Here is a 24,553-nt window from a genome sequence, read left to right on the forward strand (position 1 = left end):
CCGTTCGGCTCAATGCCGGGGCCTTGCGAGGACGAGGACCCTGAGCGCCTCGTCACGGACGACTGTACCAGCGGATCGGAGCCGCGGCGACCGGGGCGCGCCCCGCGCGTCGCGGAGCGGCCTCAGCGGCCCTCGAGGCGGGCCCCGGCCTGCTCGAAGAGCCGGGCCAGCGCGTCGTAGTCGGCGGCGACCGGCAGCTGCGGGAACTCGGCGACGACGTTGGCGGGCGGGCGGAACAGCGCGCCGTAGTCGGCCTCGAGGAGCATGCGGGTGTCGTTGTAGGAGTCTCCGGCGGCCAGCGTCGTGAAGTTGAGGCGCCGGAACGCCCGGACGGCCTCGCGCTTCTGGTCGTCCAGGCGCAGCCGGTAGCCGACGATCCGATCGCCCTCGACGACCAGGTCGTGACAGAAGATCGTCGGACGGCCCATCTGCGCCATGAGCGGATCGGCGAAGTCGTAGAAGGTGTCCGAGAGGATGACGAGCTGCCAGCGCCCGCGCAGCCAGTCGAGGAAGTCGACGGCGCCGGGCATGGGGCCCATGTCGGCGATGACCTCCTTGATGGTGCTCAGCCGCAGACCGCGCTCGGCCATGACCCGCTGGCGGTGCCCCATCAGCTCGTCGTAGTCGCTGATGTCGCGCGTGGTGAGGCGCAGCTCGTCGATGCCGGTGGCCTCGGCGACGTTGATCCAGATCTCGGGGACGAGGACGCCCTCCATGTCCAGGCATGCGACGTGCACGATGCGTGCTCCCTCCTCGTGGCGGACGGCGGCTCAGAGGCCCTCGGCGCGCATGAAGCGCACCTGACCGTGGACGTAGCCGGTCCTCTCGAGCTCGGCGATGCAGGCCATGACGTCGGCCTCCCGGGCCAGGTGGGTGACCATCGACAGGACGGCGGTGCCGGTGGGCCGGTCGTCGGCGCGGGGGGCGTGCTGGTGCACCGAGTGGATCGACACGCGGTTGCCGGCCAGCAGCCCGGCGGCCGCGGCGAGCACGCCGGGCTGGTCGACGACCTGGAACCTCAGGTGGTAGCGGGTGCGGGTCTCGCTCATCGGCGCCACGGGCAGGCCTTGGTAGACCGAGTGGGCCGGGTTCTCGACGCCGCGCAGCCGGTTGCGGGCGACGGTCACCAGATCGCCGGTGACGGCACTGGCCGTCGGCGAGCCGCCGGCGCCGGGGCCCATGAACATGAGCCGGCCGGCGTTCGCCGCCTCGACGAAGATGGCGTTGTTGGCGCCCTGGACCATCGCGAGCGGGTGCTCGCGGGCGACGGTGGCCGGGTGGACGCGCACCTCGATGCGGCCGGCCTCGTCGAGCCTGGCGATGGCCAGCAGCCTGATGACGCAGCCCATCGACTCGGCGGCCTCGATGTCCTCGCTCGTGACACCGGTGATGCCCTCGCGGTAGACGTCGTCGATGCGCACCGTCGAGTGGTACGCCAGCGAGGCCAGGATGGCGGCCTTGGAGGCGGCGTCGAAGCCCTCGATGTCGGCCGTCGGGTCGGCCTCGGCGAAGCCGAGCCGCTGCGCCGTGGCCAGGGCCGTCGCGAAGTCCTGGTGCTCGGTGGTCATCTTGTCGAGGATGTAGTTGGTCGTGCCGTTGACGATGCCCATGATGGTGAGGATCTGGTCGCCGACGAGCGACTCGCGCAGGGGGCGCACGATCGGGATGGCGCCAGCGACGGCGGCCTCGTAGTAGATGTCGACGCCCTCGCGCTCGGCCGCGGCGTAGATCTCCTCGCCGTGCTTGGCCAGCAGCGCCTTGTTGGCGGTGACGACGGAGGCGCCGCGGTCGATGGCCGACAGGACGAGCCGGCGCGGCGGGTCGATGCCTCCGATGAGCTCGATGACGATGTCGGCGCCGCCGTCGGCGACGAGCGCCTCGGGGTCGTCGGTGAGCAGCTCGTCGGGGATGCCCGGGCGCGGCCGGCCGGCGTCGTGCACCGCCACGCCCACAAGGTCGAGCTCGCAGCCGCTCTTGGCGGCCAGGTCCTCGCGCTGGGTCAGCATGGTGCGGGCCACCTGCGCCCCCACCGTGCCGCAGCCGAGCAGCGCCACCCGCAGCACGCGCGGCGCGTCCACCTCGTTCGTCTCGTTGACCATCTCGCCCTCTCAGTCGCCGACGTCCAGGCTCATCAGATCATCCATGGTCTCACGACGGATCATCGGATGCAGTGCGCCGCGGCTCACGCGCACCACCGGCGGGCGCAGCGCGTGGTTGTAGTTGCTGGCCATCTCGCGGCTGTAGGCGCCCATCCCCGGCACCGCGATGAGGTCCCCCGGGACGATGTCGCCGGGCAGGAAGACGTCGCGGACGAGGATGTCGCCGCCCTCGCAGTGCTTGCCGACGACGCGGCACAGCACGCCGCTCTCGTCCGAGGCGCGGTTGGCCAGCACGCCCGAGTACTCGGCCGCGTAGAGGGCCGGGCGGATGTTGTCGCTCATGCCGCCGTCGACGCTCACGTAGACGCGCTGGGCGCCGCCGTCCAGGTCGACGACCTTCACCGTGCCGACCGTGTAGACGGCCATGGTGCTCGGCCCGGCGATCGCCCGGCCGGGCTCGACGGACATGCGGGGCACCGCCATGCTGTAGACGTTCGCCTCGTGCTCGACGATCTCGCGCAGGCCGGCCGCGAGGTGCTCGGGGGTGGCCGGCGAGTCGGCGCTCGTGTAGGCGATCCCGAAGCCCCCGCCCAGGTCGAGCTGCGGCAGGTGGACGCCGGTGGCGTCCGCGAACTGACCCATGAGCTTGATGGTGCGCCGGGCGGCGATCTCGAAGCCGCCGGTGTCGAAGATCTGGGAGCCGATGTGGCTGTGCACGCCGAGCAGCTCGATGCAGGGGCTGTAGTGGCAGCGGACCATGGCGACCATGGCCTGGCCGTTGGCGATCGAGAAACCGAACTTCTGGTCCTCGTGGGCGGTGGCGATGTACTCGTGGGTGTGCGCCTCGACGCCGGGGGTCACGCGCACCATGACCTTCGCCCGCCAGCCGCCCTCGCGGCACAGCTCCTCGATGCGACCGATCTCGTCGAGGGAGTCGACGATGATGCGGCCCACGCCCGAGCACAGCGCCAGTTCGAGCTCCTCCGGGGTCTTGTTGTTGCCGTGCATGCCGATGCGGGCCGGGTCCATGCCCCCGGCGAGCGCCACGGTGAGCTCGCCCCCCGAGCAGACGTCGAGGTCGAGGCCCTCCTCCGAGATGATGCGGGCGACCGTGCGCGTGAGCATCGCCTTGCCGGCGTAGTAGACGTCCCAGCCGGTGAAGGCGCGGGCGAACTCCCGGGCGCGGGCCCGGAAGTCGTCCTCGTCGAAGAGGTAGACCGGCGAGCCCTCGCGCTCGACGGCGGTCCGCACGTCGACCCCGCCCACCTCCAGGCTGCCCTCGCCGGTGCGCGCGACTGTGCGACTCCACAGCGCCGGGTCGAGGGCGTTGAGGTCATCGGGCTCGGTGAGCCACTGGGGGCTCGGGGCGGCGACATCGGCGTGGATCGCGCCGGCGACATGCATGTGGGTCACGATCAGCAATCTTTCCAGACGGGGTGAAACGCGGCGATCGACGAACATCAGGCGGACCACGGCCCGGGCCCCGGGGAGGGCCCTCCTCGGCGGGCGCCCCGCGGGGTCCTCCGGGACGGTTCCGCAGCGGCGTCCGGCGCGGCGCGGTTCGCCGTGCTCCGGACGGGGCGCTAAGCTGAGGCACGGTCCCGTCGAACGGGTCCGGCTCCCGTAGCTCAGGGGATAGAGCACCGCCCTCCGGAGGCGGGTGCGAGGGTTCGAATCCCTCCGGGAGCGCTGCCCGAGGAGGCATCCCTCCCTGCGCCGTGGCGCGGCTCCGCTGTCCTGCGCCCCGGGGCGGGCCTCATCGACCGCGCACCCGAAACGAACCTCATGGACCGCGCGCCGACGCGGGCACCACGGACGAGGTTCGGCACACCTGCGCTGCGGAAGGGGCACGGCGATGACGGATCAGCCGCTCGTCCACGCCGGCGCGACGGCGGCCACCCCCTCCCGGTTGTCCACCCGCATCTCGCGCCGGATCACGCTGGCCTTCACCCGCGAGCGCCTCCAGTCGGGCCGTTTCCTCCTGTTCTTCTGGTTCGCCGCCCGGCTGCTCATCTTCTGCATCTGGGCCTTCCTCACGCCCTCGACGCAGGGCGACGTCGTCTACTACTACGAGAAGATCCAGGTGCTGTTCGGCTCCGGGCCGGCCCGCACCCTCACCGAGTACCCGACCCCGGTCATCGGGCTGCTCGCCGTGCCCTATCTGCTCGGCCTCGGCACCCAGCACGGCTACGTCATCGTCTTCGCGCTCATGATGCTGGCCATCGACGCGGCCTTCACCTGGTCGCTGTGGCACACCGGCGGGGCGATGAAGGGCCAGGCCGTCGTCTTCTGGACGCTCTTCCTGGCCCTCGTCGGGCCCACCGCTTATCTGCGCTTCGACCTCATCACGTGCGTCCTCGCCGGCTGGTCGGTCATCTTCCTGCTGCGGCGGCACAACGTCACGGCCGGCGCGCTCACCGCCGCGGGCGCGGCGGTGAAGCTGTGGCCCGCGCTGCTGTGGCCGGCCCTCCTGCCGGGCGCCAGACGGCAGAAGATCACCACGACGCTCGGCTTCGCCCTCACCGGCGCCGCGCTCACCGCCGCCTCCATCGCATTCGCCGGCTGGGACCGCCTCATGTCGCCGCTGCACTGGCAGTCCGGACGCGGACTCCAGATCGAGTCCATCGCGGCCACCGTCCCGATGCTCGGACGCGCGCTGGGCACCGGCGACTACGTCGTGACGCTGAGCCGCTACCAGGCCTACGAGATCTGGGGCCCGGGCGTCCACCCGATCGTCACGATCGCCGACCTGGCCTTCTACGCCGGTCTGCTCGCCGCGTTCGCCGCCTACCTGGTGTGGCTGTGGCGGGGCCACGGCCGCATCATCGAGGCCGTCGCGCTCGTGCAGCTGGTGATCCTCATCATGATCGTCACGAACAAGACCTTCAGCCCGCAGTACATCATGTGGGTCGGCGGTCCCCAGGCCGCCGCCTACGCTGTGCTCGGCGCGCGCAGCCAGCGCACGAGCAGATTCTTCACCGACCGTTCGCGCATGAACGCGATCTCCATGTGGATGCTCGTGACCACGGCCTTCACCCTGCTCGTCTACCCGCTCAGCTACAACCGGCTGGTCAGCGACTGGAACGTCGGCGACGAGCTGCTGCGCCTGCCCGCCACCGGGCTGCTGGCGGCCCGCAACATCACCGTGGTCATCGTCCTGGGGCTCGTCGTGCGCTGGGTGTGGAGCTTCCTGCGCCCGTCCGCGGTCCGGGCGGTGCGCTCGGCCGTGCACCCCGGACCGGCCCGCACCCCGGACGCATGAGGCCCTCGCACGGTACGGCGTCCGGGGTCGAACGGCTCCGGCGCCACCTGCCGCTCAGCGGCTGGGTCGGCGTCGTGGCCTGGCTCGGCACCCGCTCGGTGATGGCGCTCGTCCTGGCCACGCTGTGCCTGTACGTGCGCGAGGACGTCGGCTACTACGCCGTCCAGCTGCAGAGCGTCCCGATGCTGCGCTCGCACGGCCTCGGCGGGACGCTCGTCGAGTACCCGGTGCCGGCCGTGTGGCTCCTCGAGGCGCTCCGCGTCCCGGCTGGCGCCTCGAGCGCCGTCTACGTCTACGCCTTCGCCCTGCTCATGGTGCTCCTCGACACGTTCTGCTGCTGGGCGCTGTGGACGCACCACTCCCGGCTCGGGGCGCTGCTGTGGATCGGCTTCACCTTCTGCATCGGGCCGCTCCTGTGGTTCCGCATCGACCTCGTCCCGGCCGTCTGCGTGCTCGTGGCGGCCCACCAGCGCAGCCGGCGCCCGGTGCTGTCCGGCGCCGCCGTCGGGCTCGGCGCCGCGATGAAGCTGTGGCCCGCCCTGCTCGTCCTGCCGTTGCTGGGCGCCGACCGGGCGGGGCGACGCCGGGGCCTCGGCCTCGTCGGGCTCGGCGGCGCGCTCGGAGCGCTCTCGTGGCTCGCCGAGGGCTGGACGCGCTCGGTCTCACCCCTGGGCTGGCAGAACGGACGCGGCCTGCAGGTCGAGTCGGTCTGGGCGACCCCCCTCATGGCCGCCCGGCTGGTCAGCGACGGCTGGCACGTGCGCCTGAGCCGGTACAACGCCTACGAGGTCTTCGGGCCGGGCGTGCCGACGCTGGTGCGGCTCGCCTCGGGCTCGATGCTCGTCGTGGTCGGGCTGGGCCTGGTGCTGTGCTGGCTCATCGGCTTCGGCGGCGCCGGACTGCCCGGTCACCGGCTGTCGGCGGCCCTGGCCCCGGAGCGGCGCCGGGACCGCGACCGGGCGCTCCTGCTGGGACTCGTCGCGATGATCTGCGCCGTCATCGTCGCCGACAAGACCTTCAGCCCGCAGTACATGATCTGGCTGGCCGGGCCCTTCGCCGTGCTCAGCTCGGCGCAGTGGCGCAGCGGGGACCGGCGCCACGGGGCGGTGCTGGTCGTCATGACGCTGTGCTGCGCGGCCCTGACGCAGCTGATCTTCCCGCTCAACTACTCGGCCCTGGTGACGGCGACCGACCCGGGCGTCGCGGTGAGCGCCCTGCTCGTGGCGCGCAATGCGCTCATGTGCGTCCTCGCCGGGCACTCCGCCGCACTGGCCCTGTCCGGGGCGTGGCGCCTGGGACGCCCCGCGCCGGCGCACCTGCCATCATCGACCCAGCCCGACGACGAGGAGCCGCACGCATGAGCCGCAGGAGAACCCACCAGACGACGGTTCCCGGGGAGCCCCCCCGCGGACCCGTCGACGACATCGTCTGGCTCGTCCTGTTCTGGGTCCTGAGCCGCATCGTCATGCTGTGCCTGTGGCAGGCGCTGTGCGGCTTCATCCGCAACGACGTGAACTACTACGCGATGTCGGTCGCCGGGCGCCCGGTGCCGGTCCTGTCGGACCTGACCGGCGTGCTCGAGGAGTACCCCGCCCCCCTGGTCTGGCTCCTCCAGCTCCTCGAGGCGCCCTCGGGCGGCTCGGTCGACCTGTACGTCCTGCTCTTCGGGCTGCTCATCGCGGTCGCCGACGGGGCGTGCTGCCTCGCTCTGCGTCGGCGTGAGAGCGCCCTCGCCGCGTGGGTCTGGGCGATCTGCGGCGCCCTGCTCGGCCCGCTGCTGTGGTTCCGGCTCGACATCGCCCCGGCCCTGTGCGTCCTGGGCGCCCTGCACTGGATGCGCCGCCGGCCCGCCCTGTCGGGGGTGCTGCTGGCACTCGGCGCCGGGTTCAAGCTGTGGCCCGCCCTGCTCATCCTGCCGATGCTGGGGCGCTCGCGCGCTGCGCGGCACCGCGGCGCGGGCTTCGTCGTCACCGGCTCGGCGCTCGTCCTCGTCTCGCTGCTCACCTCGGGCCTGGCGCGGACGTGCTCCCCGCTGGGCTGGCAGTCCGGGCGCGGACTGCAGATCGAGTCGGTGTGGGCCACGCCCCTCATGCTCGCCCGCGCTCTCGGCGGCACGGACGTGAACGTCGCCTTCAGCGGGTTCAAGGCCTACGAGGTCTTCTCCCCCGCCGTGGCCGGCTGGCGGACCGCGGCGGGCGTCTCGATGCTCGTGCTCATCGCACTGACCCTGGTGCTGTCAACCCTGATCGTCCTCTCCAGAGGCGAATGGGGGACATCCCCTGATGCGCCCCCGACCGAGGAGACGGCCGAGCACGAGTGGGCCGTCCGGCTCGCCGTCCTGGCGATCATCGCCGGATGGATCGTGGTGAACAAGACCCTCAGCCCTCAGTACATGATCTGGCTCTTCGGACCCCTCGCCGTCATCGCGTCCTCCACGGCCCCCCGGAGCGCCCCTCCCGCACAGGCGGGCCGGGGCGTCCCGTCCCCCCAGGCGGATCAGGAGCCCCCGCCCTCCCCGACCGGACGGGACCGGGCGCCGGCGGCCCGGCGCCTGGTGACCCTCGGACTCGTCTCGGTGGCCCTGACCCAGCTCGTCTACCCGCTCACCTACAGCGGCCTCATCGCCCTCACCGATCCCAGCATCGGGGCGACGATGCTCCTCGTGCTGCGCAACCTCGCCATGGTCGCCCTGGCCGTGGCGGCCTGGGGGGAGGCCCTCAGAACGGCGCGGCGACCCCGACGGACGCCCTGACGAACCGGTCGCGCGCCGGGGCGGGGCGACCGGGCCGACGGCTGCTCCACCGCGGACCGCTCCCTTCCCGACCGGCTCCCGCCACGGCGACATCCCTTGTCAAGTCGGTGTGGACGATCGGTTCGAAGAGTGCAACCCGACGATCGAGTTGCACAACGGGAACAAATGTGCTCACCGGCTCTGGATCAATCGCGGCGCGCATGGCAAGCTAGGTGCTCGGGGTTCGAATCCTCCGTCGCCCTCGCGCCGTGGACCGCATCGCGGGACTCGATCGTGCGCGAACGGCGCCGGCGACCGGATCCCCTGACCAGCTCAGGATTGTCCCAGGAATCGTCACCGCATCCGCGATGGGCCGACGGGCCCGGACGCGGACGACGGGACGGCGGGCCGACGGGCCCGCCATTCGCCTAAGGAGTCGTGCACGAAATGGACTGGCGCCACGAAGCCGCCTGCCGGGTCGAGGACCCGGAACTCTTCTTCCCCATCGGCAACACCGGCCCGGCCCTCGCCCAGATAGAGGAGGCCAAGAAGGTCTGCAGCCGCTGCGGCGTCTGCGACGAGTGCCTCGCCTGGGCCCTCGAGGCCGGCCAGGACCACGGCGTCTGGGGCGGCCTGTCCGAGGACGAGCGCCGCGCCATGAAGCGGCGCGCCGCACGCGCACGCAGGGCCGCCTGAGCAGCCACCCGGCAGCAGACACGAGGGAGGGGCGTCCGCATCGGCGGACGCCCCTCCCTCGTGCGTCCTGTCCGCGCCGCCCGCCCCGGGTCCGGGATCCTCCGGTGCGCGGGCGGGCTCACGCCCCGGAACCCGGAACGGCCAGGGTCTCGGCCGGGATCACCACCCGCGAGGTCGCGCCGACGCCGTCGGCGTTGTTGAACAGCGTGAACTCGCCGTGCATGTCGGCCACGAGCGCGGCGACGATCGAGGTCCCCAGACTGTCGGTCTGGAAGAGCCGGAAGTCGTCGGCCAGCCCGACGCCCTGGTCGACGACGTCGAGGACCAGCCCCCCGTCCTCCCGGCGCTGCGGGACGACGCGCACCGCGCCGGCGCCCGCGTCCAGGCCGTGCTCGATGGCGTTCTGGCACAGCTCGGTCATGATGAGCGACAGCGAGGTGGCCGCCTTGGCCGGGACGAGCCCGAAGCTGCCCTCGCGCGTGGCGCGCACGACACCGGAGCTGGCCGCCACGTCGCCGACCATCTGGAGGATCTTGTCGGCGATCTCGTCGAACTCGGCGGCCTCGTCGAAGCTGCGCGAGAGGATCTCGTGGACGATCGCGATCGACTGCACGCGGCTCATCGCGTCGTCGAGGTCGTCGCGGGCCTCCTGGGAGGTGGCCCGGCGCGACTGGAGGCGCAGGAGGGCGGCGACGGTCTGCAGGTTGTTCTTGACCCGATGATGGGTCTCCCGGATCATCGCGTTCTTCGTCATGAGCTCGCGGTCGCGGTAGCGCAGGTCGGTGATGTCGCGGCACAGCGCCATGATCGCGATGCGCTCGCCGTCCTCGCTCAGCGGCAGGACGCGCAGCCGCATGGAGCCCGCGCCGTTCTCCGCCTCGTACTCCCCCGCCCGACGGCCGTTGAAGCGCATGCGGGTGGGTTCGACGGGCTGCACCTCGGCGCCCAGGCCGTCGACGGTGAGCCGGCACAGGTTCTCGCCGATGAGGTCGCCGACCAGCCCCAGCCGGCGGTAGACCGAGACGGCGTTCGGACTGGCGTAGGTCATCTCGCCGTCGGCGGAGGCGAGGATGAGGCCGTCGCCGACGTGGGGGCTGAGCGTGAGGTCGCCCGGCGGGTCGATCGGGAAGTCGCCGTGCCAGAGCATGTTGGACAGGGTGTCGGCGATCCTCAGGTAGGCGTCCTCCATGGCGCCCGGCGCACGGACGCCCATCCGGTTCGTGTGCCGCTCGACGACGCCGATGACCTCGCCGTGGCGGATGACGGGGATGGCCCAGACGTCGACGGGGATGCCGGCCTGCAACTTGTTGTCGCTCGTCTCGCAGATCTCGCGCGACAGATAGGCCTCGACGACGAGCGAGTCCGGCTCGTAGCGGATCTCGGAACCGACGACGTCCTCCTCGAGGGCGGTCGGGCCGGTGACGGGGCGGCGCTGGGCGACGGCCCAGAAGATGTTGTCGTCGACGTCGGGCACCCACAGGACGAGGTCGGAGAAGCTCGTGTCGGCCAGCACGTGCCACTCGCGGACGAAGGAGTCGAGCCAGTCCCGGTCCTCCTCGGCGAGCGTGGTGCGCTGGGTGAGCACCCGGTCCATCGTCAGCATGAAGCCGATCCTAGCGGGCGGCGCGACCGGGCCGGCCGGACGCCGACGCGCCGGTTCGACTGCGGGCCCGGCGCGTGGCAGACTCAGAGGCCGTGCCCCGACCGCACCGGCCGGGGCCGTGGATCATCGACGTCGGGCCGCCGGGCCCGGCCCTGGACTTCTGGAGGTCGACATGGCCAAGACCGGTCGCAAGCGCCGCGCCCGCCGCAAGAACGGCGCCAACCACGGCAAGCGCCCCAACGCCTGAGCCGGACGCCCGTCCGGGCCCCGGCGCGATGCGCGCCCGCCCCGTCCCCCACGGAGGTTCGGGCGGCGGGGCCCGGCGGACGGAGGCTCCCGCCCGCGCCGCGGAGCCGACCCGGGCGTCGGACGGGAACCGTCCGGGCCTAGGAGGCCTGCTGCCCGGTGGCCCGGGAGGCCTGCCGCCCGATGAAGGCGAGCCGGACGATGCGGGCGCGCAGCTCGACGGAGGCGCAGGGCGTGTCGGCGCAGCTGCGCCGCACGAGGGTCGTAATGGTCGACTCGATGTCGAAGTCATCCATGCAGTTCTCGCAGATCATGAGGTGATGGCGGATCTCGTCGGCCGTCGCCTCGGGCAGCTCGCCGTGCAGGAAGGCGTACACGCTGGCCATGGCGTACTCGCAGGCCTCCTCGTCGGTCGCCTCCACCGGGAAGAGCTCGGGACCGATCTCATTCATCTCTGCTGCCTTCCGAAGCCGTGCTCGCGCGCGTAGTCGACCAGCGACGAGCGCAGCTGCGCTCGGCCCCGGTTGAGCCGCGACATCACCGTGCCGATGGGCGTGCCCATGATCTCGGCGATCTCCTTGTACGAGAAGCCCTCCACGTCGGCCAGCAGCACCGCCTGGCGGAAGTCGTCCGACAGCGCGTTGAGCGCATCGGTGACCGCCTGGTCCGGGATGGCCGACAGCGCCTCCGTCTCGGCGGACCTCAGCCCGCTCGAGTCGTGGGAGGCCGCCTTCGCCAGCTGCCAGTCCTCGACCTCCTCGCCGCCGCTGGTCCGCGGCTGGCGCTGGGCCTTGCGGTAGCTGTTGATGTACGTGTTCGTGAGGATGCGGTACAGCCATGCCCTGAGATTGGTGCCGGGCCGGAACTGCTTGAACGAGCCGAAGGCCTTCGCATAGGTCTCCTGCACGATGTCCTCGGCGTCGCTGGGGTTGCGCGTCATGCGCAGCGCCGCGCCGTAGAGCTGGTCGAGATGGACCATGGCGTCGCGCTCGAACCGGGCGATCCGCTGCTCGTCGGTTTCGGTGTCGCGGATGTCGGCGTCCCGCCGGGGCGGGTCGACGTCGGCATCGCGCATTTCATCAGTCGGGTTCATCGCACATGACAGTACCGAATCACCCGGCGCCGTCGCTGTCATCACACCCGGACAACGCCGGAACCGGCGCGGGTATTCCCGCCGGGGCCGGCCGGGTGCGCGCCCCCGGAGGGCCGGCGGGAGGACTCGATAGTCTGGGGCCCATGAGCGAACCCGCGACCGGCACGCGCGCCCCCCGACCGTCCGCCGTGGGCCCCTGGCGGGCGCCCCGCCCGGCCGGGCCCCTCCGCGCGGTGGTCGAGGTGCCCGGGTCGAAGTCCGAGTCGAACCGGGCGCTCGTCCTCGCCGCGCTGAGCGAGGGCCCCAGCACCATCCGCGGCGTCCTCGACGCCCGCGACACCCGCCTCATGGCGGACGCCCTGCGCGCCCTCGGCGCCACCGTCGAGGCCGAGGGCCCCGCCCTGCGCGTCGTGCCGGGCCCGCTCCACGCGGCCGCGCGGCCGATCGATTGCGGCCTGGCGGGCACCGTCATGCGCTTCGTCCCGCCGATCGCGGCGCTGGCCGGCGGACGGACCTCGTTCGTCGGCGACGAGCGGGCCGGCGAACGCCCCGTCGCCCCGCTGCTCGCGGCCCTGCGCGCCCTCGGCGCCGCCGTCGACGCCGACGCGCTCCCCTTCACGCTCGACGCCGGCGACGGGCTGGCCGGGGGCCCGGTGCGGATCGACTCGAGCGGCTCCAGCCAGTACGTCTCCGGGCTCCTGCTCGTCGGCGCCCGCCTCCCGCGGGGCCTGGACGTCGAGCACGTCGGCCCCCCGGTGCCCTCGGCTCCGCACATCGCGATGACGATCGCCATGGCCGCCCGGCACGGGATCGACGTCGAGACCCTCGTCGGGGGCCGTCACTGGCGGGTCCGTCCGGGCGTCGTCGAGGCCCGCGACGAGCGCATCGAGCCGGACCTCACGAACGCAGCGGCCTTCCTGGCCGCCGGCGTGCTCACCGGGGGGACGGTGACGATCGCCGGCTGGCCGCGCCGCAGCACCCAGCCGGGCGCGGCGATCCGCGACGTCCTGATCCGCATGGGCGCGGCCGTCACCGCCGCCCCCGACGGGCTGAGCGCCTCAGCCGCCCCGCTCGCCGGCGCCCCGCTCGACCTCCACGAGGCCAGCGAGCTGACTCCGGTCGTCGCCGCGCTGGCGGCCGTGGCGGAGGGCCCCACGACGATCACGGGCGTCGGGCACATCCGGGGTCACGAGACCGACCGCATCAGGGCCATCGCCGCCGAGCTGGGCCGTCTCGGCGTCCCGGTGCGCGAGCTGGACGACGGGCTGGTCGTCACCGGCATGGCCGGGCGGCTCGATGCGCTGCACCCCAGCGCGGGCGATGGCCTGTTCGCCTGCCACGGCGACCACCGCATGGCGCACTTGGGCGCGCTCATGGGGCTCGTCGTCCCCGGTGTGCGGCTCGACGACGTGGGCTGCACCGCCAAGACGATGCCCGACTTCGCCGCGCGCTGGGACGCGATGGCGGCCGCCCGATGAGCCCCCGCCGCACGCGCGGCGCCATCGGCCGCGGCACCGACTTCGACGCGCACGACTTCGGGCGCCCCGCCCGGCGCAGTCGTCCCCGGACGAAGGACCGCCCCGACTACTCGGCGGCGCGGCTCGCCCGCGTCATCACCGTCGATCGCGGCCGCTACCACTGCCGCATGGTCGACGGCGACCGGAGCGCGCTGCTGGCCACCAAGGCCCGTCGGCTGGGCCGCAGGGGCGTCATCGTCGGCGACCTGGTGCGCGTCGTCGGCGACACGAGCGGCGAGCGCGGCACGCTGGCGCGCATCGTCGAGGTGGAGCCGCGGCGCACCGAGCTGAACCGCACCGCCGACGACACCGACCCGAGCGAGCGCCCGATCGTCGCCAACGCCGACCAGCTCGTCGTCGTGACCTCGCTGGCCGATCCCCCGGCCCGCCCCGGCATGATCGACCGCGTCCTCGTGGCCGGCTACGACGCCGGGGTTCGACCGGTCATCGCGCTGACCAAGGCCGACCTGGCCGACCCGGCCGGGCTCGTCGCCCTGTACGAGCCGCTCGACGTGCCGATCATCGTCTGCGCGCCCGGCTCCGACCTGTCAGGGCTGCGCGCGCTCCTGGCCGGCCGGGTGACCGTTCTCGTGGGCCACTCCGGCGTCGGCAAGTCGACCCTCATCAACCGCCTCGTGCCCGGCGCCGGACGCGTCACCGGGCGCGTCAACGACGTCACCGGCAAGGGGCGCCACACCTCGACCTCCGCCGAGGCCCTCGCCCTGCCGTCCGTCGACGACCGAGAGCCGGGCTGGGTCATCGACACCCCCGGCGTGCGCAGCTTCGGCCTGAGCCACGTGCGGCCGGAGACGATCTTGGCGGCCTTCACCGATCTGGCCGGCTTCACCGCCGACTGTCCCCGCGGCTGCAACCACCACGCGGGGACGCCCGAGTGCGGGCTGAACGAGGCGGCCCGGCGCGGGGAGCTCTCCGAGGCCCGCCTCGGCTCGTTCCGCCGCGTCCTGGAGGCCGTCGACCGGCCCGTGACCCGCCGCTGAGCCGGCGCCGCCGGGCCGGCGGAGGACCGAACGGTTAGAGTCGGGCGCATGGCCGCTGCACCCGACTACACCGATGATCTGCGCCTCGCCCATCTCATGGCCGACAACGCCGACTCCCTCGCCCTGAACCGCTTCAAGGCGCGGGACCTGAAGGTCCGGGCGAAGGCCGACCGCACGCCCGTCTCCGAGGCGGACCAGGCCATCGAGGCCTCGGTGCGGCACACGCTCGCCACCGCCCGTCCCCGCGACGCCGTCCACGGCGAGGAGATGCCCGACACCGGCTACGGGCCGCGTCAGTGGATCATCGACCCCATCGACGGCACCGCCAACTACGTGCGCGGCGTGCCGATCTGGGCCACGCTCATCGGCCTCCGGGTGGGCGGAGAGATGGTCGTCGGCGTCGTGAGCGCCCCGGCGCTGGGGCGCCGCTGGTGGGCGGCCGAGGGCTCGGGCGCCTTCACCGGCACGTCGCTGTTCACCCCGAACCCCATCCGCGTCTCGGGCACCTCACACCTCGCCGACGCCTTCCTGTCGTACTCCTCCATCCACGGCTGGATCGACGGGGGGCGTGGCCAAGGCTTCGTCGATCTCATGCGCGACTGCGGTCGGACGAGGGCCTTCGGCGACTTCTTCAGCTACATGCTCGTCGCCGAGGGGGCCGTCGACCTGGCCTGCGAACCGGACCTGGAGCTGTACGACATGGCGGCCCTCGTGCCCATCGTCACCGAGGCCGGCGGCCGCTTCACGAACCTCGACGGGGCCCCGGGCCCGGTCGGTCGTGGCGCGCTGGCCACCAACGGCATCCTCCACGACGAGGTACTGGAGCGCCTGGCCCCCGACGAGGGGCCCGATCCGGACGACGGGCGCCCCTGAAGCCCGGGCCGCCGGCCGCCCGAGCGACCGCTCCCGGACCCCGTCGGGGCGCCCTGCCGCCGGCCGTGCCGACCGTCCGGCTGGCCCGCGCCCGACCGCTCCCCGCGCTCACCGGTCGCGAGGGGGCCCCTCGACGACGGTGAGGTCGGGGGCGAGGCCGCCCATCGTCCGGTGCCACCTGTTGTGCGGCGGCCCCGGGTCGAGGCGGCCCGCGCCGCGCCGGGCCGCGGGGCCCCGGCGCGGGACCGGACGCCGACCCCGCCGAGCAGGCCGAGCGCCAGGGCGCTGAAGCAGTAGGCGGTCTCGATCTGGCCGAGCTCCTCGGAGCGGAGACGGATGATCGACAGGACGCCGAACAGCCCCATGCCCAGGCCGGCCGCCGTCGCGCTGATGGACAGCGCGACGGCCACGGCGAGGACGCCGATGCCCACCGTGATGTACGAGACGACCATGTCCCTGCGGTGGTGCCTCGGCAGGTGGACGCCGAACACGAGAAGGCAGATCACCACTGCGTCGACGGCGACGAGGACGTGGCTCGACATGATCAGGCTCCATTCCTCCGGGGTTTGCGAACGGCTCAGCCGCGCAGAACCGCGGGCACCCCGTGCGGAGGGTGATGCGCTCTGTGCCCCGATAGTCCGTGCCCCGATAGGGCTACGGCAACCGTGCGGAACCGCCCCGGACCGGCGGCTCTCAGAGGCGGGGCCGCGTCAGGGGGTCTCCGGGGCCCGTTCCAGGGTCGGTACGGCGCCCGGACGCAGATCCATCCGCCCCTCGGTGCCGGCCCGTCGTCGAGGAGCCGACGCCCGGGACCGCAGGACGCGTCCCCGGGAGGCCTCCCGGCCGGTGCCTCAGCGGATCACCCGGCAGCTGATGGTGTTCGGCACCTCGGCCAGGGCGTCGAACCAGCCGGACTCGGCCGCCACGACGTCGGTGACCGCGTAGCCGACCTCGCCGCGGGTGGACAGGGCCTGGAAGGCAATGTTCGCGTTGTGCTCGGACAGCACCGAGTTCACGGCGCCGAGGACCCCCGGGACGTTGCGGTGGATGTGGACCACCCGGCTGCCCTCGCGCGCCGGGACGGTGACCTCGGGCAGGTTGACGCTCATCGAGGTCCCTCCGGTCGTGACGTACTCGCTGAGCTTGCCGGCGACGTACCGGCCGATGCTCACCTGGGCCTCCTGGGTGGATCCGCCCACGTGCGGGGTGAGGATGACGTTCGGCAGGCCCTGGAGCGGCGACACGAAGCGCTCCCCCGCCCTCCTGGGCTCGGTCGGGTGGACGTCGACCGCGGCGCCGGCCAGGTGGCCCGAGCGCAGCGCGTCGGCGAGGGCCCTGTGGTCGAAGACGGAGCCGCGGGAGAGATTGAGGAAGAACGAGCGGGGCCGCATCGCGGCGAACTCGTCCTCGCCGAAGAAGCCGGTGTTCTCGGGACGCCCGTCGACGTGCAGCGAGACGACGTCGACCCGAGAGAGCAGCTCCTCGAGGGTGTCGCAGCGCTGGGCGTTGCCCATGGCCAGGCGGTCCTGGATGTCGTAGTAGTGGACGCGCATGCCGAAGGCCTCGGCCAGCACGGACAGCTGCGACCCGATGTTCCCGTAGCCGACGATGCCGAGCCGGCGGCCGCGCACCTCGTGCGAGCCGGACGCCGACTTGTTCCACGTGCCCTCGTGCATCTGGGCGTTGCGGTCGGTGAGGTGGCGGGCCAGGGCGACGATCTCGGCCATGGCCAGCTCGACGACCGAGCGGGTGTTGGAGTACGGGGCGTTGAAGCAGGCGATGCCCTTGGCCGCGGCGGACTCGAGGGCGATCTGGTTCGTGCCGATGCAGAAGGCGCCGATGGCCTTGAGGGTGGAGGGGATGCGCGCCAGGACCTTGTCGGTGACGTTGGTGCGCGATCGGATGCCCAGGAGCTCCACGCCGTCGAGTGCGGACACCAGTTCGTCCTCGCCCAGCGCCCCGGCGCGCGTCTCCACGTCGTAGCCGGCCTCGGTGAGGATCCTCGTGGCCTCGGGGTGGACGTTCTCGAGCAGAAGTGCCTTCATGGCGTGAATCCTATGCGGGCGACCCCGCGTCGGACGCGCCCATCTCATCGTGCCCGCCCCGGGCGGGCCGGACCCGCAGCCTCGGCACCGAGGCCAGCAGGGTCCGGGTGTACTCCTGCTCGGGCCGCCCGTAGACCCGCTCGATCGGCCCGGACTCGACGATCCGGCCGCCGCGCATGACGGCGACCGAGTCGCACACGTGCCGCACGACGGCCAGGTCGTGACTGACGAAGACGAGGGTCAGCCCCCCGCCGCGGACGAGCTCGGCGAACAGGTTGAGCACGTGGGCGCGGACCGACACGTCGAGGGCCGAGACCGCCTCGTCGGCGATGAGGACGTCGGGGCGGGGGGCGATGGCGCGCGCGATGGCGATGCGCTGGCGCTCCCCGCCGCTGAACTCGTGCGGGTAGTGGTCCGCCGCGTCGGCCTCGAGATCCACCTGGGCGAGCACCTCGTGGAGACGTTCGCGGTGGTCGCGCGGGATGTCGGCCCGCCCGCGCAGCAGGGGCGAGCGGAGCGGCTCGGTGACGATGTCGCCCACCCTCATGCGCGGGTCGAGGGAACTGCGCGGGTCCTGGAAGACCATCTGGACGCTGGAGCGCAGATCCCCGAGCCGGGAGGCCGAGGCGTCGTCGATGCGGCGGCCGCGGAACAGCACCTCGCCCGAGCTCGGGGGCAGCAGCGCGTCGAGGACGCGGATGAGGGTGCTCTTGCCCGAACCGGATTCCCCCACGATGCCCAGCCGCTGGCCGGCCCGCACGGAGAGGTCGACGCCGTCGAGGGCCCGCGCGATGACCCGCCCCCCGGTGCCGCTGCGCCGGAAGGTGCGGGTGAGGCGGCGGGCCTCGAAGACCGGGACGTCCGCCCCGGCGCGCTCGTCACCGGCCATGGGCGCTCCCCCGTCCGTCCCAGAAGTCCTCGATGACCGGCAGGCGGTCCCCGGGCGCGAGCTCGTCGATGCGCGCGGTGGCGATGAGGCCCGCCGTGTACGGGTGCCGCGGGCGGGCGAGCACCTCGGCGATCGACCCGGCCTCGACGATGTCGCCGCGGTACATGACCGCCACCTCGTCGCAGACCTGCGAGACGACGGCCAGGTCGTGGCTGATGAACAGGCATGCGGCGCCGGCGGCGTCGAGCTGCTCGTCGAGCAGGCGCAGCACTCTGGCCTGGACGGTGACGTCGAGAGCGGTCGTCGGCTCGTCGCAGATGACGAGACCGGGCTGGTTGATGAGGGCCATGGCGATGAGGACGCGCTGGCGCTGGCCGCCGGACAGCTGGTGGGGGAAGCTCATCGAGATGCGACCCGGATCGGGAAGGCCGACCCGGTCGAGCATCTCGAGGACGCGCGCCCGCGCCATGCCCGCCGGAGCCCCCTGGTGCAGGCGCAGCACCTCGGCGACCTGGCGTCCGACACGCATCGTCGGGTCGAGGGCCGTCATGGGCTCCTGGAAGATCATCGAGACGAGATCGCCGCGCAGCGCGGCGAAGCCCGCGTCGGACAGGCCGACGAGCTCGCGGCCGGCGAACTCGATGGAGCCGGAGACGTGGGCGTTGTCGGGCAGCAGGCCCATCGCCGCGAGCGCCGTGACGGACTTGCCCGAACCGGACTCGCCGATGAGGCCGACGCGGGCGCCCGCCTCGACGGTCAGATCGATGCCGTGCAGCGCCTCGACGCGGCGCCTGCCGAAGTCGACGTGCAGATCGCGCACCCTGAGCAGCGCACCCACCTCAGTCCTCCTGCCTCAGTCTGGGATCGAGGAGCTCGCGGAGCCCGTCGCCGAGCAGGTTGAAGCCGAGCACCGCCGTGGCGATGAACACCGCCGGGACGACGAGCTGGGCGGGATGGTCGTAGATGAACTTCTGCGCGTCGTAGAGCATGCGTCCCCATGTGGGCGTGCTCGGCTGGGTTCCGACGCCCAGGTAGCTCAGCGCCGCCTCGGCGAGGATCGCCGTGCCGAGCGCCGAGGAGACCTGCACGAGCACGACGGGCAGGATGTTCGGCAGCACGTGGCGCCAGGCGATGGCCGGCCAGCTGATGCCCGAGGAGCGCGCCGCCGCGACGTAGTCGCGGCTCATGACGCCGAGGCTGGCGCTGTTGGCGACGCGGGCGAAGGCGGGGATGGCACTGATGCCGATGGCGACCATGGCGGTCGCCGTCGAGCCGGTGCCGCGGGCGGCGGCGAGCAGGATGGCGAGCAGCAGCGCTGGGAAGGCGTAGAGGATGTCGGCCCAGCGCATGATGCGGTGCCCGACGCGGCGCCGGCTCATGCCGGCCCAGATGCCGACCGGCACGCCGATGAGGGCGCCGATCGCCGCCGCCATGACGCCGACGAGCATGCAGATGCGGGCGCCGACGAGGACCCGCGAGAAGATGTCCTGGCCGAAGCCGTCGGTGCCGAGCAGGTGCGCTCCGCTGGGGCCCTGGAGCGCGCTCGGCGCGTCGACGACCCCGGGGTCGTACGGCGTCCAGAGGAACGAGACGACGGCCAGTGCGACGACGACTCCGACGAGCACGGCGCCCACGACGAGCGAGACGCTGCGCCTCATGAGCCGACCGCCTCCTCCCGGGTGCGCACGCGCGGGTCGAGGAGCTGGTGGACGATGTCGACCGCCGTGTTGATGACGAGGACGATCGCGACGAAGATCATGACGATCGCCTGCACGACCGGGAGATCGCGCTGGTTGACCGACGTGAGCAGCTGCGATCCCAGGCCCGGCAGGAGGAAGACGTTCTCGACGACGATCGAGCCGACGAACAGCGAGGCCAGCTGGAGGCCGGCGACGGTGACCACGCCGAGGCTGGCGTTGCGCAGGCCGTGGCGGGTGACGGCCGGGACGAACCGCCAGCCGACCGCGCGGGCGGTGCGGAAGTAGTCCTCGCCGAGCACCTCGATGAACGCCGAGCGCACATAGCGGGTGAGCATGGCCGCCTCGACGACGGCGATGGCGACGACCGGCAGCACGAGGTGCCGCAGCCACTGCAGCGGGTCGCGGGTCAGCGGCGTGTAGCCGTTGGCGGGCAACCAGCGCAGCCGGACGGCGAAGACAATCATGAGCACGAGGCCGACGAGGAAGTGAGGCACGGCCATGGCGAGCTGCGTGAGGCCCGAGATGACGACGCCGTCGGCGCGCTTGCGGCGCACCGCGCCGTACAGGCCCGCCGGGACCGCCAGGACCACCGCCAGGAGCATCGCTCCGGTGGCCAGCCACGCGGTGACGGCCAGCTTCGAGCCGATGATCGAGACGATCGGCGTGCTCGAGAGCGCGGACGTGCCCAGACGCCCGGTGAGGAGCCCGCCCAGCCACTCGGCGTAGCGCAGCAGCAGGGGCCGTTCGAGACCGAGGCGCCGACGCAGCGCCTCGATGGACGCGGCGTCGGAGTTCGGGCCGAGGATCGTCGCGGCGACATCACCGGGCAGCGCGTTGACGAGCATGAACACGATGAACGAGGTGATGAGCAGGCTGACAGCCAGGCTCAGCAGCCGGCGCCCGACGGAGCCGAGGGTACGCATGCCGGTCAGATGTTCGTCGATGACGCCGCGGTCAGGTCCAATGATTCGCTGGTGAGGTTCTCCGGGACGCCCGAGATGTCCGAGCGCAGGACGACGAGGTTGGCCATCGAGTAGAGGAAGTCGGCGGCCGCGTCGTCTGCGAGGAGACGGGCGGCCTGTTTCATCCTCTCGGTCTGCTCGTCGGCCGGGCCCGTCCTGGCCTCGGTGATGAGCCGCTGGAACTCGGCGTTGTCGTAGTGCCAGTAGTAGTCGGGGTTGGCCCACTTCTCGATGTCGCGGCCCTCGACGTGGCTGATGATCGTCATGTCGTAGTTCGACTTCGTCATGACCTCGTCGATCCAGCGGGCCGGGAACTCGAGGGTGTCGGTGGTCACCGTGATGCCGACCTGGGACAGCTGACTGGCGATGAAGGTGGCGGCGCTCGTGGCGTAGGGCAGGTTGGGCACGCGCAACGCCAAGGTGAGACCGTCGGGGTGGCCGGCGTCGGCCAGCAACCGGCGGGCGGTGTCGGGGTTGTAGTCGTAGGTGCCCGACAGGTCCTCGTACCAGGGATCGGTGGGGGCGACCATCGAGCCGATGAGCGTGCCGTAGCCGGCGGTGACCGTCTGGAGCAGGTCGGACCGGTTGATGGCATGGTTGATGGCCTGGCGCACGCGCACGTCCGAGAAGGCCTCGCGCTGGTGGTTGAAGCCGAGGACGACCTCGCCCATCGTCGTGCCGTTCAGGATCGTGTACTGGTCGGTGCCCTGGAACTGGCTGATCGACTGCGGCGCCTGGACGTTCGAGATGACGTCGAGGTCGCCGCTGCTCATGGCGGAGTTCTCGGCATTCGGGTCGCTGAAGTACTTGATGGTCACGCTGTCGAAGACGGTCGGCGTGCCCCAGTAGGAGTCGTTGCGCCGCAGCACCATCGGGTTGCCCTCGCTCCAGGAGTCGAAGACGAAGGGGCCGGAGCCGGCCGGGGCGGTGTCGAGCTGGTCGAGCCTGTCGGGCTCGTAGATGATGCCGGCGGTCTGGGCCGCGTAGTAGAGCCAGTTGTTGTCGCGCTGGGACAGCTTCACGACGACGGTCGAGTCGTCCTGCGCGGCGACCGACTCCATCGAGCCGAGCTGCGACTTGAGGGTGGCGATCACCGAGTCGTCGTTCACGATGCGCTCGAGCGATGTCTTGACGGCCTCGGCGTTCAGCGGGGCGCCGCTGGCGAAGGTCGCCTTCGGCTGCAGCGTGAACGTGTAGGTGAGCCCGTCCTCGGACTCGTTCCACCCCGTGGCGAGCAGCGGCACGATGTCGCCGGACGAATCGATCTTCACGAGGGTCTCGTAGACGTTGTACAGCAGGGCCTGCGAGATGGCCGCGCCGCTGTTGGTCGAGGGGTCGAGCGCCGCGGGGGCGGCCGTCGCGCCGATGACCAGCTGCCGGGCCTGCTCCTGGGTCTCCTCCGCTTCGCCGCCCGAGCAGCCGACGAGCGACGCCGCCGCGCCGATCGCCGCCGCGCTCAGGAACGAGCGGCGTCCGAGCCGGATGTTCATTGAAGGTCTCCCCCTCGATCTCGTGGCCCGCGGCCCGCCGGCCACGGGGAGTGGCCGAACGGCCGGGCCGGCCTGCGTTGTCCGAACGGGACGGGTCTTCCGCGATCCTACGCCAGTGACCCGCCCCGGCGCGCCTGGGAACGACTGGCGAGTTTCTCAGCCGGCCATGCTCAGCAACACCCAGCTTCGACACGGAAACAACCCAGCAACAACCCCGAACATCGTTCACTGCCCTGAAGGTCGCCCACCGCCCGTCCTCCATGGGCCCGCCTGACGGGTCCCGCGCGGGCGTCCCCGCGTCGGGCGGTGCCGTACCGGCAAGGCGCTGCCTGCCGAGGCGGCCGCGGGAGCGCCGCCCCTCGACGGACCGCGCCCGGGCCGGTGGCGCCGAGAACCGGCAGAGAACCGATCTTGACTTTGCCACGGGGGTGCCTACGATGGGAGGAGCCGACGCGGGGTGGAGCAGTTCGGTAGCTCGCTGGGCTCATAACCCAGAGGTCACAGGTTCAAATCCTGTCCCCGCTACGAGACGAGAGGTCCCGGCCCGATGGGCCGGGACCTCTTCTGCATGTGCGTCCGGCGCGCGGCGGGCCCGGTCATTCCGTGGTCTCCCCGCACGGGCCGCGGTCGGCGGGCGGCGCCGCCGGCGACGACGATCGTCCCACGGCCTCCCCCTCACGGGCGGACGGGTCTGCGCACGGCGACGGCGTCGCGGGTGGTTTCGACTCCCTCCCCCTCACGGGCGGACGGATCTGCGGCCCGGTCGGTGGAGCCTGTCCCGACGGCCCCCTCGCCCGGGCGGACGGGTCGCCCCGTCCCGGCTCGCCGCCACATGGCGGGCGCCCCGCGGGCCGGGGCGTCACGAGGCGAGGACGCCCAGGTGCTCCAGCAGGATCCTCGTGCCGAGGACGATGAGCACCGCGCCGCCGATGATCTCGGCGGGGGTGCGGAAGCGGTTGCCCAGGCCGTGGCCGACGGGCACGGCCAGCAGGCTGACGACGAAGGTGACCAGACCGATGATCGTCACCGCCCCGAGGATCGAGACGTCGAGCACGGCGAAGGAGACGCCGACGGCGGCCGCGTCGATGCTCGTGGCGACGCCCAGGAGCAGGAGCCGGCGCAGGCCCATCCACTCGGCGCCGGGACCGTCCTCGTCGTCCGGGCCCAGGGCCTCCTGGATCATTCGGACGCCGAGGAGGGCGAGCAGACCGAACGCGATCCAGTGGTCGACGGGGGCGACGAGCTCGGCGAACCGGGAGGCCAGCGCCCAGCCGATCAGGGGCATGAGGGCCTGGAAGAATCCGAAGGTACCGGCGACGAGAACCGCCCGGCCCCAGTGGAGACGGCGCATGCGCACCCCCGATGCCATGGAGGCGGCGAAGGCGTCGGCGGCGACGCCGAGGGCGATGAGGACGATCGCGATGGTGGACATGGGGCCTCTCGGTCGGTGGCCGAGGAACCGCGGGACCCCGGCCGTCATGGACAGCCGAAGGTCTCGCTCACTCCGCCGCCCTCGAGGGGCGATGCCGTCGAGGGCACGGCCTCCGCGAGGCCATGACGCGGGACGGGCATCCGCGAAGCGATGCGCCGGGCGGGATCGCCCGCCAGTGTGTCGACGCATCTCCGGGCCGTGGGGCCCTGAGTGGGAGCTACTCCCCTTCATCGGGGAGGCTACACGGCCCGCCGGGCGGGCCGTCAACGGAGCCGTCCACCGCTCGGACGCGGCCCGCCCGCAGCAGCGACTCGACCGCCCTGCGCTCGTCCACGGCCTCGTGGGCGTCCCGGACGTCGCCGAGGTCGGACTCGGCCGGTGACCACGCGGCCCGGGACGATCGCCCCGGAGAGCACGGCGTCGAGCAGGACCTCCCGGTCGTAGGTCGTCACCGAGGCCGGGACCGCCGCGCGGGCCGGTGCTGCGCCGGAACAGGCCCATCAGGTCGATGGTCACGTCGTGGGGCACCCCGACCCCGCCGATGATGGCGCCGGGGCGGGCCAGGCCGACCGCCGCGGCGCCGGGCCGACCTCGGCCATGCGGGCGCGTGGTGGCCGGTCGCCATGACGTCGGACAGGGTGAGCAGGCCCCTGCGCGCCGGGTCGGAGTGGTCCCCGGGCGCACCGGGCACCGCCACGAGGGTGCCGTCGGCGTCGGTGGGCCTCTCGGCGACGGACTCGGGGCGGTCCTCCACCACGCGCACCGCCCCGGACTCGACGGAGACGGCTGCCCTCCACGGGTCCTCCTCATCATCGCGGACCTTCGAGGACCGTCGCACCGGGGTCGTACCGGGCATGTCGGCCAGGATTCCGTCGCCTCTTTGAGAATTAGGGTCGTCTTCCCTTACTTAAACGCGG

21 protein-coding genes, 2 tRNA genes and 1 pseudogene are annotated in these 24,553 nt (G+C 72.6%); 10 read left to right on the forward strand and 14 right to left on the reverse strand.

Annotation, left to right across the window (positions count from 1 at the left end; translation table 11 throughout):
* Window positions 1-122: 122 nt before the first annotated feature.
* From thrH to lysA, 3 genes are read right to left on the reverse strand one after another with little or no spacing between them, the layout of a single operon-like run.
* On the reverse strand, window positions 123-737 hold the full coding sequence (gene thrH, locus EGX94_RS00310; RefSeq protein WP_021797474.1) for a bifunctional phosphoserine phosphatase/homoserine phosphotransferase ThrH: 615 nt from the start codon (window positions 735-737) through the stop codon (window positions 123-125).
* Between the two features lie 33 nt (window positions 738-770).
* On the reverse strand, window positions 771-2,099 hold the full coding sequence (locus tag EGX94_RS00315) for a homoserine dehydrogenase (protein WP_021797468.1): 1,329 nt from the start codon (window positions 2,097-2,099) through the stop codon (window positions 771-773).
* A gap of 9 nt (window positions 2,100-2,108) precedes the next feature.
* The gene (lysA, locus tag EGX94_RS00320) at window positions 2,109-3,512 is read right to left on the reverse strand and encodes a diaminopimelate decarboxylase (protein ID WP_028706018.1); all 1,404 of its coding nucleotides are present in this window, start codon (window positions 3,510-3,512) and stop codon (window positions 2,109-2,111) included.
* 204 nt (window positions 3,513-3,716) lie between these two features.
* On the opposite strand from lysA, the gene EGX94_RS00325 reads away from it, so the two are divergent.
* The 5 genes from EGX94_RS00325 to EGX94_RS00345 all read left to right on the forward strand — a co-directional run bounded on the left by EGX94_RS00325 (window position 3,717) and on the right by EGX94_RS00345 (window position 8,788).
* Window positions 3,717-3,788, forward strand: a tRNA-Arg gene (locus EGX94_RS00325).
* Window positions 3,789-3,954: 166 nt separating this feature from the next.
* Window positions 3,955-5,361 (forward strand): glycosyltransferase 87 family protein, encoded by a 1,407-nt coding sequence (locus EGX94_RS00330; protein WP_021797471.1) that lies wholly within the window; start codon window positions 3,955-3,957, stop codon window positions 5,359-5,361.
* Complete coding sequence (locus EGX94_RS00335) at window positions 5,358-6,722, forward strand: glycosyltransferase 87 family protein (RefSeq protein ID WP_021797479.1); 1,365 nt, start codon at window positions 5,358-5,360, stop codon at window positions 6,720-6,722. The genes EGX94_RS00330 and EGX94_RS00335 overlap by 4 nt, the downstream gene beginning before the upstream one ends.
* On the forward strand, window positions 6,719-8,113 hold the full coding sequence (locus EGX94_RS00340) for a glycosyltransferase family 87 protein (protein ID WP_021797475.1): 1,395 nt from the start codon (window positions 6,719-6,721) through the stop codon (window positions 8,111-8,113). The genes EGX94_RS00335 and EGX94_RS00340 overlap by 4 nt, the downstream gene beginning before the upstream one ends.
* A 426-nt stretch (window positions 8,114-8,539) precedes the next feature.
* Window positions 8,540-8,788, forward strand: a complete 249-nt coding sequence (locus tag EGX94_RS00345; RefSeq protein ID WP_021797476.1) for a WhiB family transcriptional regulator — start codon at window positions 8,540-8,542, stop codon at window positions 8,786-8,788.
* 118 nt (window positions 8,789-8,906) lie between these two features.
* Here EGX94_RS00345 and EGX94_RS00350 read toward each other — a convergent pair whose 3' ends face one another.
* Complete coding sequence (locus EGX94_RS00350) at window positions 8,907-10,391, reverse strand: sensor histidine kinase (protein ID WP_021797483.1); 1,485 nt, start codon at window positions 10,389-10,391, stop codon at window positions 8,907-8,909.
* Window positions 10,392-10,563: 172 nt separating this feature from the next.
* Here EGX94_RS00350 and EGX94_RS14180 point away from each other — a divergent pair, with 172 nt between their 5' ends.
* Window positions 10,564-10,638, forward strand: coding sequence for a 50S ribosomal protein bL37 (locus EGX94_RS14180; RefSeq protein WP_377174161.1), 75 nt, complete (start codon window positions 10,564-10,566; stop codon window positions 10,636-10,638).
* Between the two features lie 139 nt (window positions 10,639-10,777).
* Here EGX94_RS14180 and EGX94_RS00355 read toward each other — a convergent pair whose 3' ends face one another.
* Both EGX94_RS00355 and EGX94_RS00360 read right to left on the reverse strand, forming a co-directional pair.
* The gene (locus EGX94_RS00355; protein ID WP_021797480.1) at window positions 10,778-11,089 is read right to left on the reverse strand and encodes a zf-HC2 domain-containing protein; all 312 of its coding nucleotides are present in this window, start codon (window positions 11,087-11,089) and stop codon (window positions 10,778-10,780) included.
* Entirely contained in the window at window positions 11,086-11,712 is a 627-nt protein-coding gene (locus tag EGX94_RS00360) for a sigma-70 family RNA polymerase sigma factor (protein ID WP_021797473.1), read from the reverse strand. Before EGX94_RS00360 ends, EGX94_RS00355 begins: the two co-directional genes overlap by 4 nt.
* 161 nt (window positions 11,713-11,873) lie before the next feature.
* On the opposite strand from EGX94_RS00360, the gene aroA reads away from it, so the two are divergent.
* Genes aroA through EGX94_RS00375 form a run of 3 tightly spaced genes read left to right on the forward strand, consistent with a single transcriptional unit; the run spans window position 11,874 to window position 15,118 of the window.
* Window positions 11,874-13,208 carry a 3-phosphoshikimate 1-carboxyvinyltransferase gene (aroA, locus tag EGX94_RS00365; RefSeq protein WP_028706016.1) on the forward strand — a complete coding sequence of 445 codons (1,335 nt, stop codon included), beginning with the start codon at window positions 11,874-11,876 and terminating at the stop codon, window positions 13,206-13,208.
* On the forward strand, window positions 13,205-14,245 hold the full coding sequence (rsgA, locus tag EGX94_RS00370; protein ID WP_021797472.1) for a ribosome small subunit-dependent GTPase A: 1,041 nt from the start codon (window positions 13,205-13,207) through the stop codon (window positions 14,243-14,245). Before aroA ends, rsgA begins: the two co-directional genes overlap by 4 nt.
* Before the next feature lie 48 nt (window positions 14,246-14,293).
* Window positions 14,294-15,118, forward strand: a complete 825-nt coding sequence (locus EGX94_RS00375) for an inositol monophosphatase family protein (RefSeq protein ID WP_021797482.1) — start codon at window positions 14,294-14,296, stop codon at window positions 15,116-15,118.
* A 311-nt stretch (window positions 15,119-15,429) separates the two neighbouring features.
* Here the strand turns inward: EGX94_RS00375 and EGX94_RS00380 are convergent.
* The 7 genes and pseudogenes from EGX94_RS00380 to EGX94_RS00410 all read right to left on the reverse strand — a co-directional run.
* A pseudogene (locus EGX94_RS00380) lies at window positions 15,430-15,660 on the reverse strand (DUF4956 domain-containing protein); the annotation flags it as partial.
* A 309-nt stretch (window positions 15,661-15,969) separates the two neighbouring features.
* Entirely contained in the window at window positions 15,970-17,163 is a 1,194-nt protein-coding gene (gene serA, locus EGX94_RS00385) for a phosphoglycerate dehydrogenase (RefSeq protein WP_021798357.1), read from the reverse strand.
* A gap of 10 nt (window positions 17,164-17,173) precedes the next feature.
* The gene (locus EGX94_RS00390; RefSeq protein ID WP_021798356.1) at window positions 17,174-18,052 is read right to left on the reverse strand and encodes an ABC transporter ATP-binding protein; all 879 of its coding nucleotides are present in this window, start codon (window positions 18,050-18,052) and stop codon (window positions 17,174-17,176) included.
* Window positions 18,042-18,890 carry an ABC transporter ATP-binding protein gene (locus EGX94_RS00395; protein WP_021798361.1) on the reverse strand — a complete coding sequence of 283 codons (849 nt, stop codon included), beginning with the start codon at window positions 18,888-18,890 and terminating at the stop codon, window positions 18,042-18,044. The genes EGX94_RS00390 and EGX94_RS00395 overlap by 11 nt, the downstream gene beginning before the upstream one ends.
* Window position 18,891: 1 nt before the next feature.
* Window positions 18,892-19,710 (reverse strand): ABC transporter permease, encoded by an 819-nt coding sequence (locus EGX94_RS00400; protein WP_021798360.1) that lies wholly within the window; start codon window positions 19,708-19,710, stop codon window positions 18,892-18,894.
* Window positions 19,707-20,675 carry an ABC transporter permease gene (locus tag EGX94_RS00405; RefSeq protein ID WP_021798355.1) on the reverse strand — a complete coding sequence of 323 codons (969 nt, stop codon included), beginning with the start codon at window positions 20,673-20,675 and terminating at the stop codon, window positions 19,707-19,709. The genes EGX94_RS00400 and EGX94_RS00405 overlap by 4 nt, the downstream gene beginning before the upstream one ends.
* A 5-nt stretch (window positions 20,676-20,680) precedes the next feature.
* A complete protein-coding gene (locus EGX94_RS00410) occupies window positions 20,681-22,204 on the reverse strand; it encodes an ABC transporter substrate-binding protein (protein WP_021798358.1) in 1,524 nt (507 codons plus the stop codon).
* A gap of 451 nt (window positions 22,205-22,655) precedes the next feature.
* On the opposite strand from EGX94_RS00410, the gene EGX94_RS00415 reads away from it, so the two are divergent.
* A tRNA-Met gene (locus EGX94_RS00415) sits at window positions 22,656-22,729 on the forward strand.
* Window positions 22,730-23,063: 334 nt separating this feature from the next.
* Here the strand turns inward: EGX94_RS00415 and EGX94_RS00420 are convergent.
* Window positions 23,064-23,636 (reverse strand): manganese efflux pump MntP, encoded by a 573-nt coding sequence (locus tag EGX94_RS00420; RefSeq protein WP_021798359.1) that lies wholly within the window; start codon window positions 23,634-23,636, stop codon window positions 23,064-23,066.
* Window positions 23,637-24,553 lie beyond the last annotated feature (917 nt).

It is taken from the genome of Propionibacterium acidifaciens, from assembly GCF_003798325.1.
GTDB classification, from domain to species: domain Bacteria; phylum Actinomycetota; class Actinomycetes; order Propionibacteriales; family Propionibacteriaceae; genus Propionibacterium; species Propionibacterium acidifaciens.

Excerpts from the sequence above, each read along its gene's own strand:
- EGX94_RS00315 (WP_021797468.1), bottom strand. The coding sequence starts at position 2,099 with ATGGTCAACGAGACGAACGAGGTGGACGCGCCGCGCGTGCTGCGGGTG.
- EGX94_RS00330 (WP_021797471.1), top strand. The coding sequence starts at position 3,955 with ATGACGGATCAGCCGCTCGTCCACGCCGGCGCGACGGCGGCCACCCCC.
- EGX94_RS00335 (WP_021797479.1), top strand. The coding sequence starts at position 5,358 with ATGAGGCCCTCGCACGGTACGGCGTCCGGGGTCGAACGGCTCCGGCGC.
- EGX94_RS00340 (WP_021797475.1), top strand. The coding sequence starts at position 6,719 with ATGAGCCGCAGGAGAACCCACCAGACGACGGTTCCCGGGGAGCCCCCC.
- EGX94_RS00345 (WP_021797476.1), top strand. The coding sequence starts at position 8,540 with ATGGACTGGCGCCACGAAGCCGCCTGCCGGGTCGAGGACCCGGAACTC.
- EGX94_RS00350 (WP_021797483.1), bottom strand. The coding sequence starts at position 10,391 with ATGCTGACGATGGACCGGGTGCTCACCCAGCGCACCACGCTCGCCGAG.
- EGX94_RS00355 (WP_021797480.1), bottom strand. The coding sequence starts at position 11,089 with ATGAATGAGATCGGTCCCGAGCTCTTCCCGGTGGAGGCGACCGACGAG.
- EGX94_RS00360 (WP_021797473.1), bottom strand. The coding sequence starts at position 11,712 with ATGCGCGATGCCGACGTCGACCCGCCCCGGCGGGACGCCGACATCCGC.
- aroA (WP_028706016.1), top strand. The coding sequence starts at position 11,874 with ATGAGCGAACCCGCGACCGGCACGCGCGCCCCCCGACCGTCCGCCGTG.
- rsgA (WP_021797472.1), top strand. The coding sequence starts at position 13,205 with ATGAGCCCCCGCCGCACGCGCGGCGCCATCGGCCGCGGCACCGACTTC.
- EGX94_RS00375 (WP_021797482.1), top strand. The coding sequence starts at position 14,294 with ATGGCCGCTGCACCCGACTACACCGATGATCTGCGCCTCGCCCATCTC.
- serA (WP_021798357.1), bottom strand. The coding sequence starts at position 17,163 with ATGAAGGCACTTCTGCTCGAGAACGTCCACCCCGAGGCCACGAGGATC.
- EGX94_RS00390 (WP_021798356.1), bottom strand. The coding sequence starts at position 18,052 with ATGGCCGGTGACGAGCGCGCCGGGGCGGACGTCCCGGTCTTCGAGGCC.
- EGX94_RS00400 (WP_021798360.1), bottom strand. The coding sequence starts at position 19,710 with ATGAGGCGCAGCGTCTCGCTCGTCGTGGGCGCCGTGCTCGTCGGAGTC.
- EGX94_RS00405 (WP_021798355.1), bottom strand. The coding sequence starts at position 20,675 with ATGCGTACCCTCGGCTCCGTCGGGCGCCGGCTGCTGAGCCTGGCTGTC.
- EGX94_RS00410 (WP_021798358.1), bottom strand. The coding sequence starts at position 22,204 with ATGAACATCCGGCTCGGACGCCGCTCGTTCCTGAGCGCGGCGGCGATC.
- EGX94_RS00420 (WP_021798359.1), bottom strand. The coding sequence starts at position 23,636 with ATGTCCACCATCGCGATCGTCCTCATCGCCCTCGGCGTCGCCGCCGAC.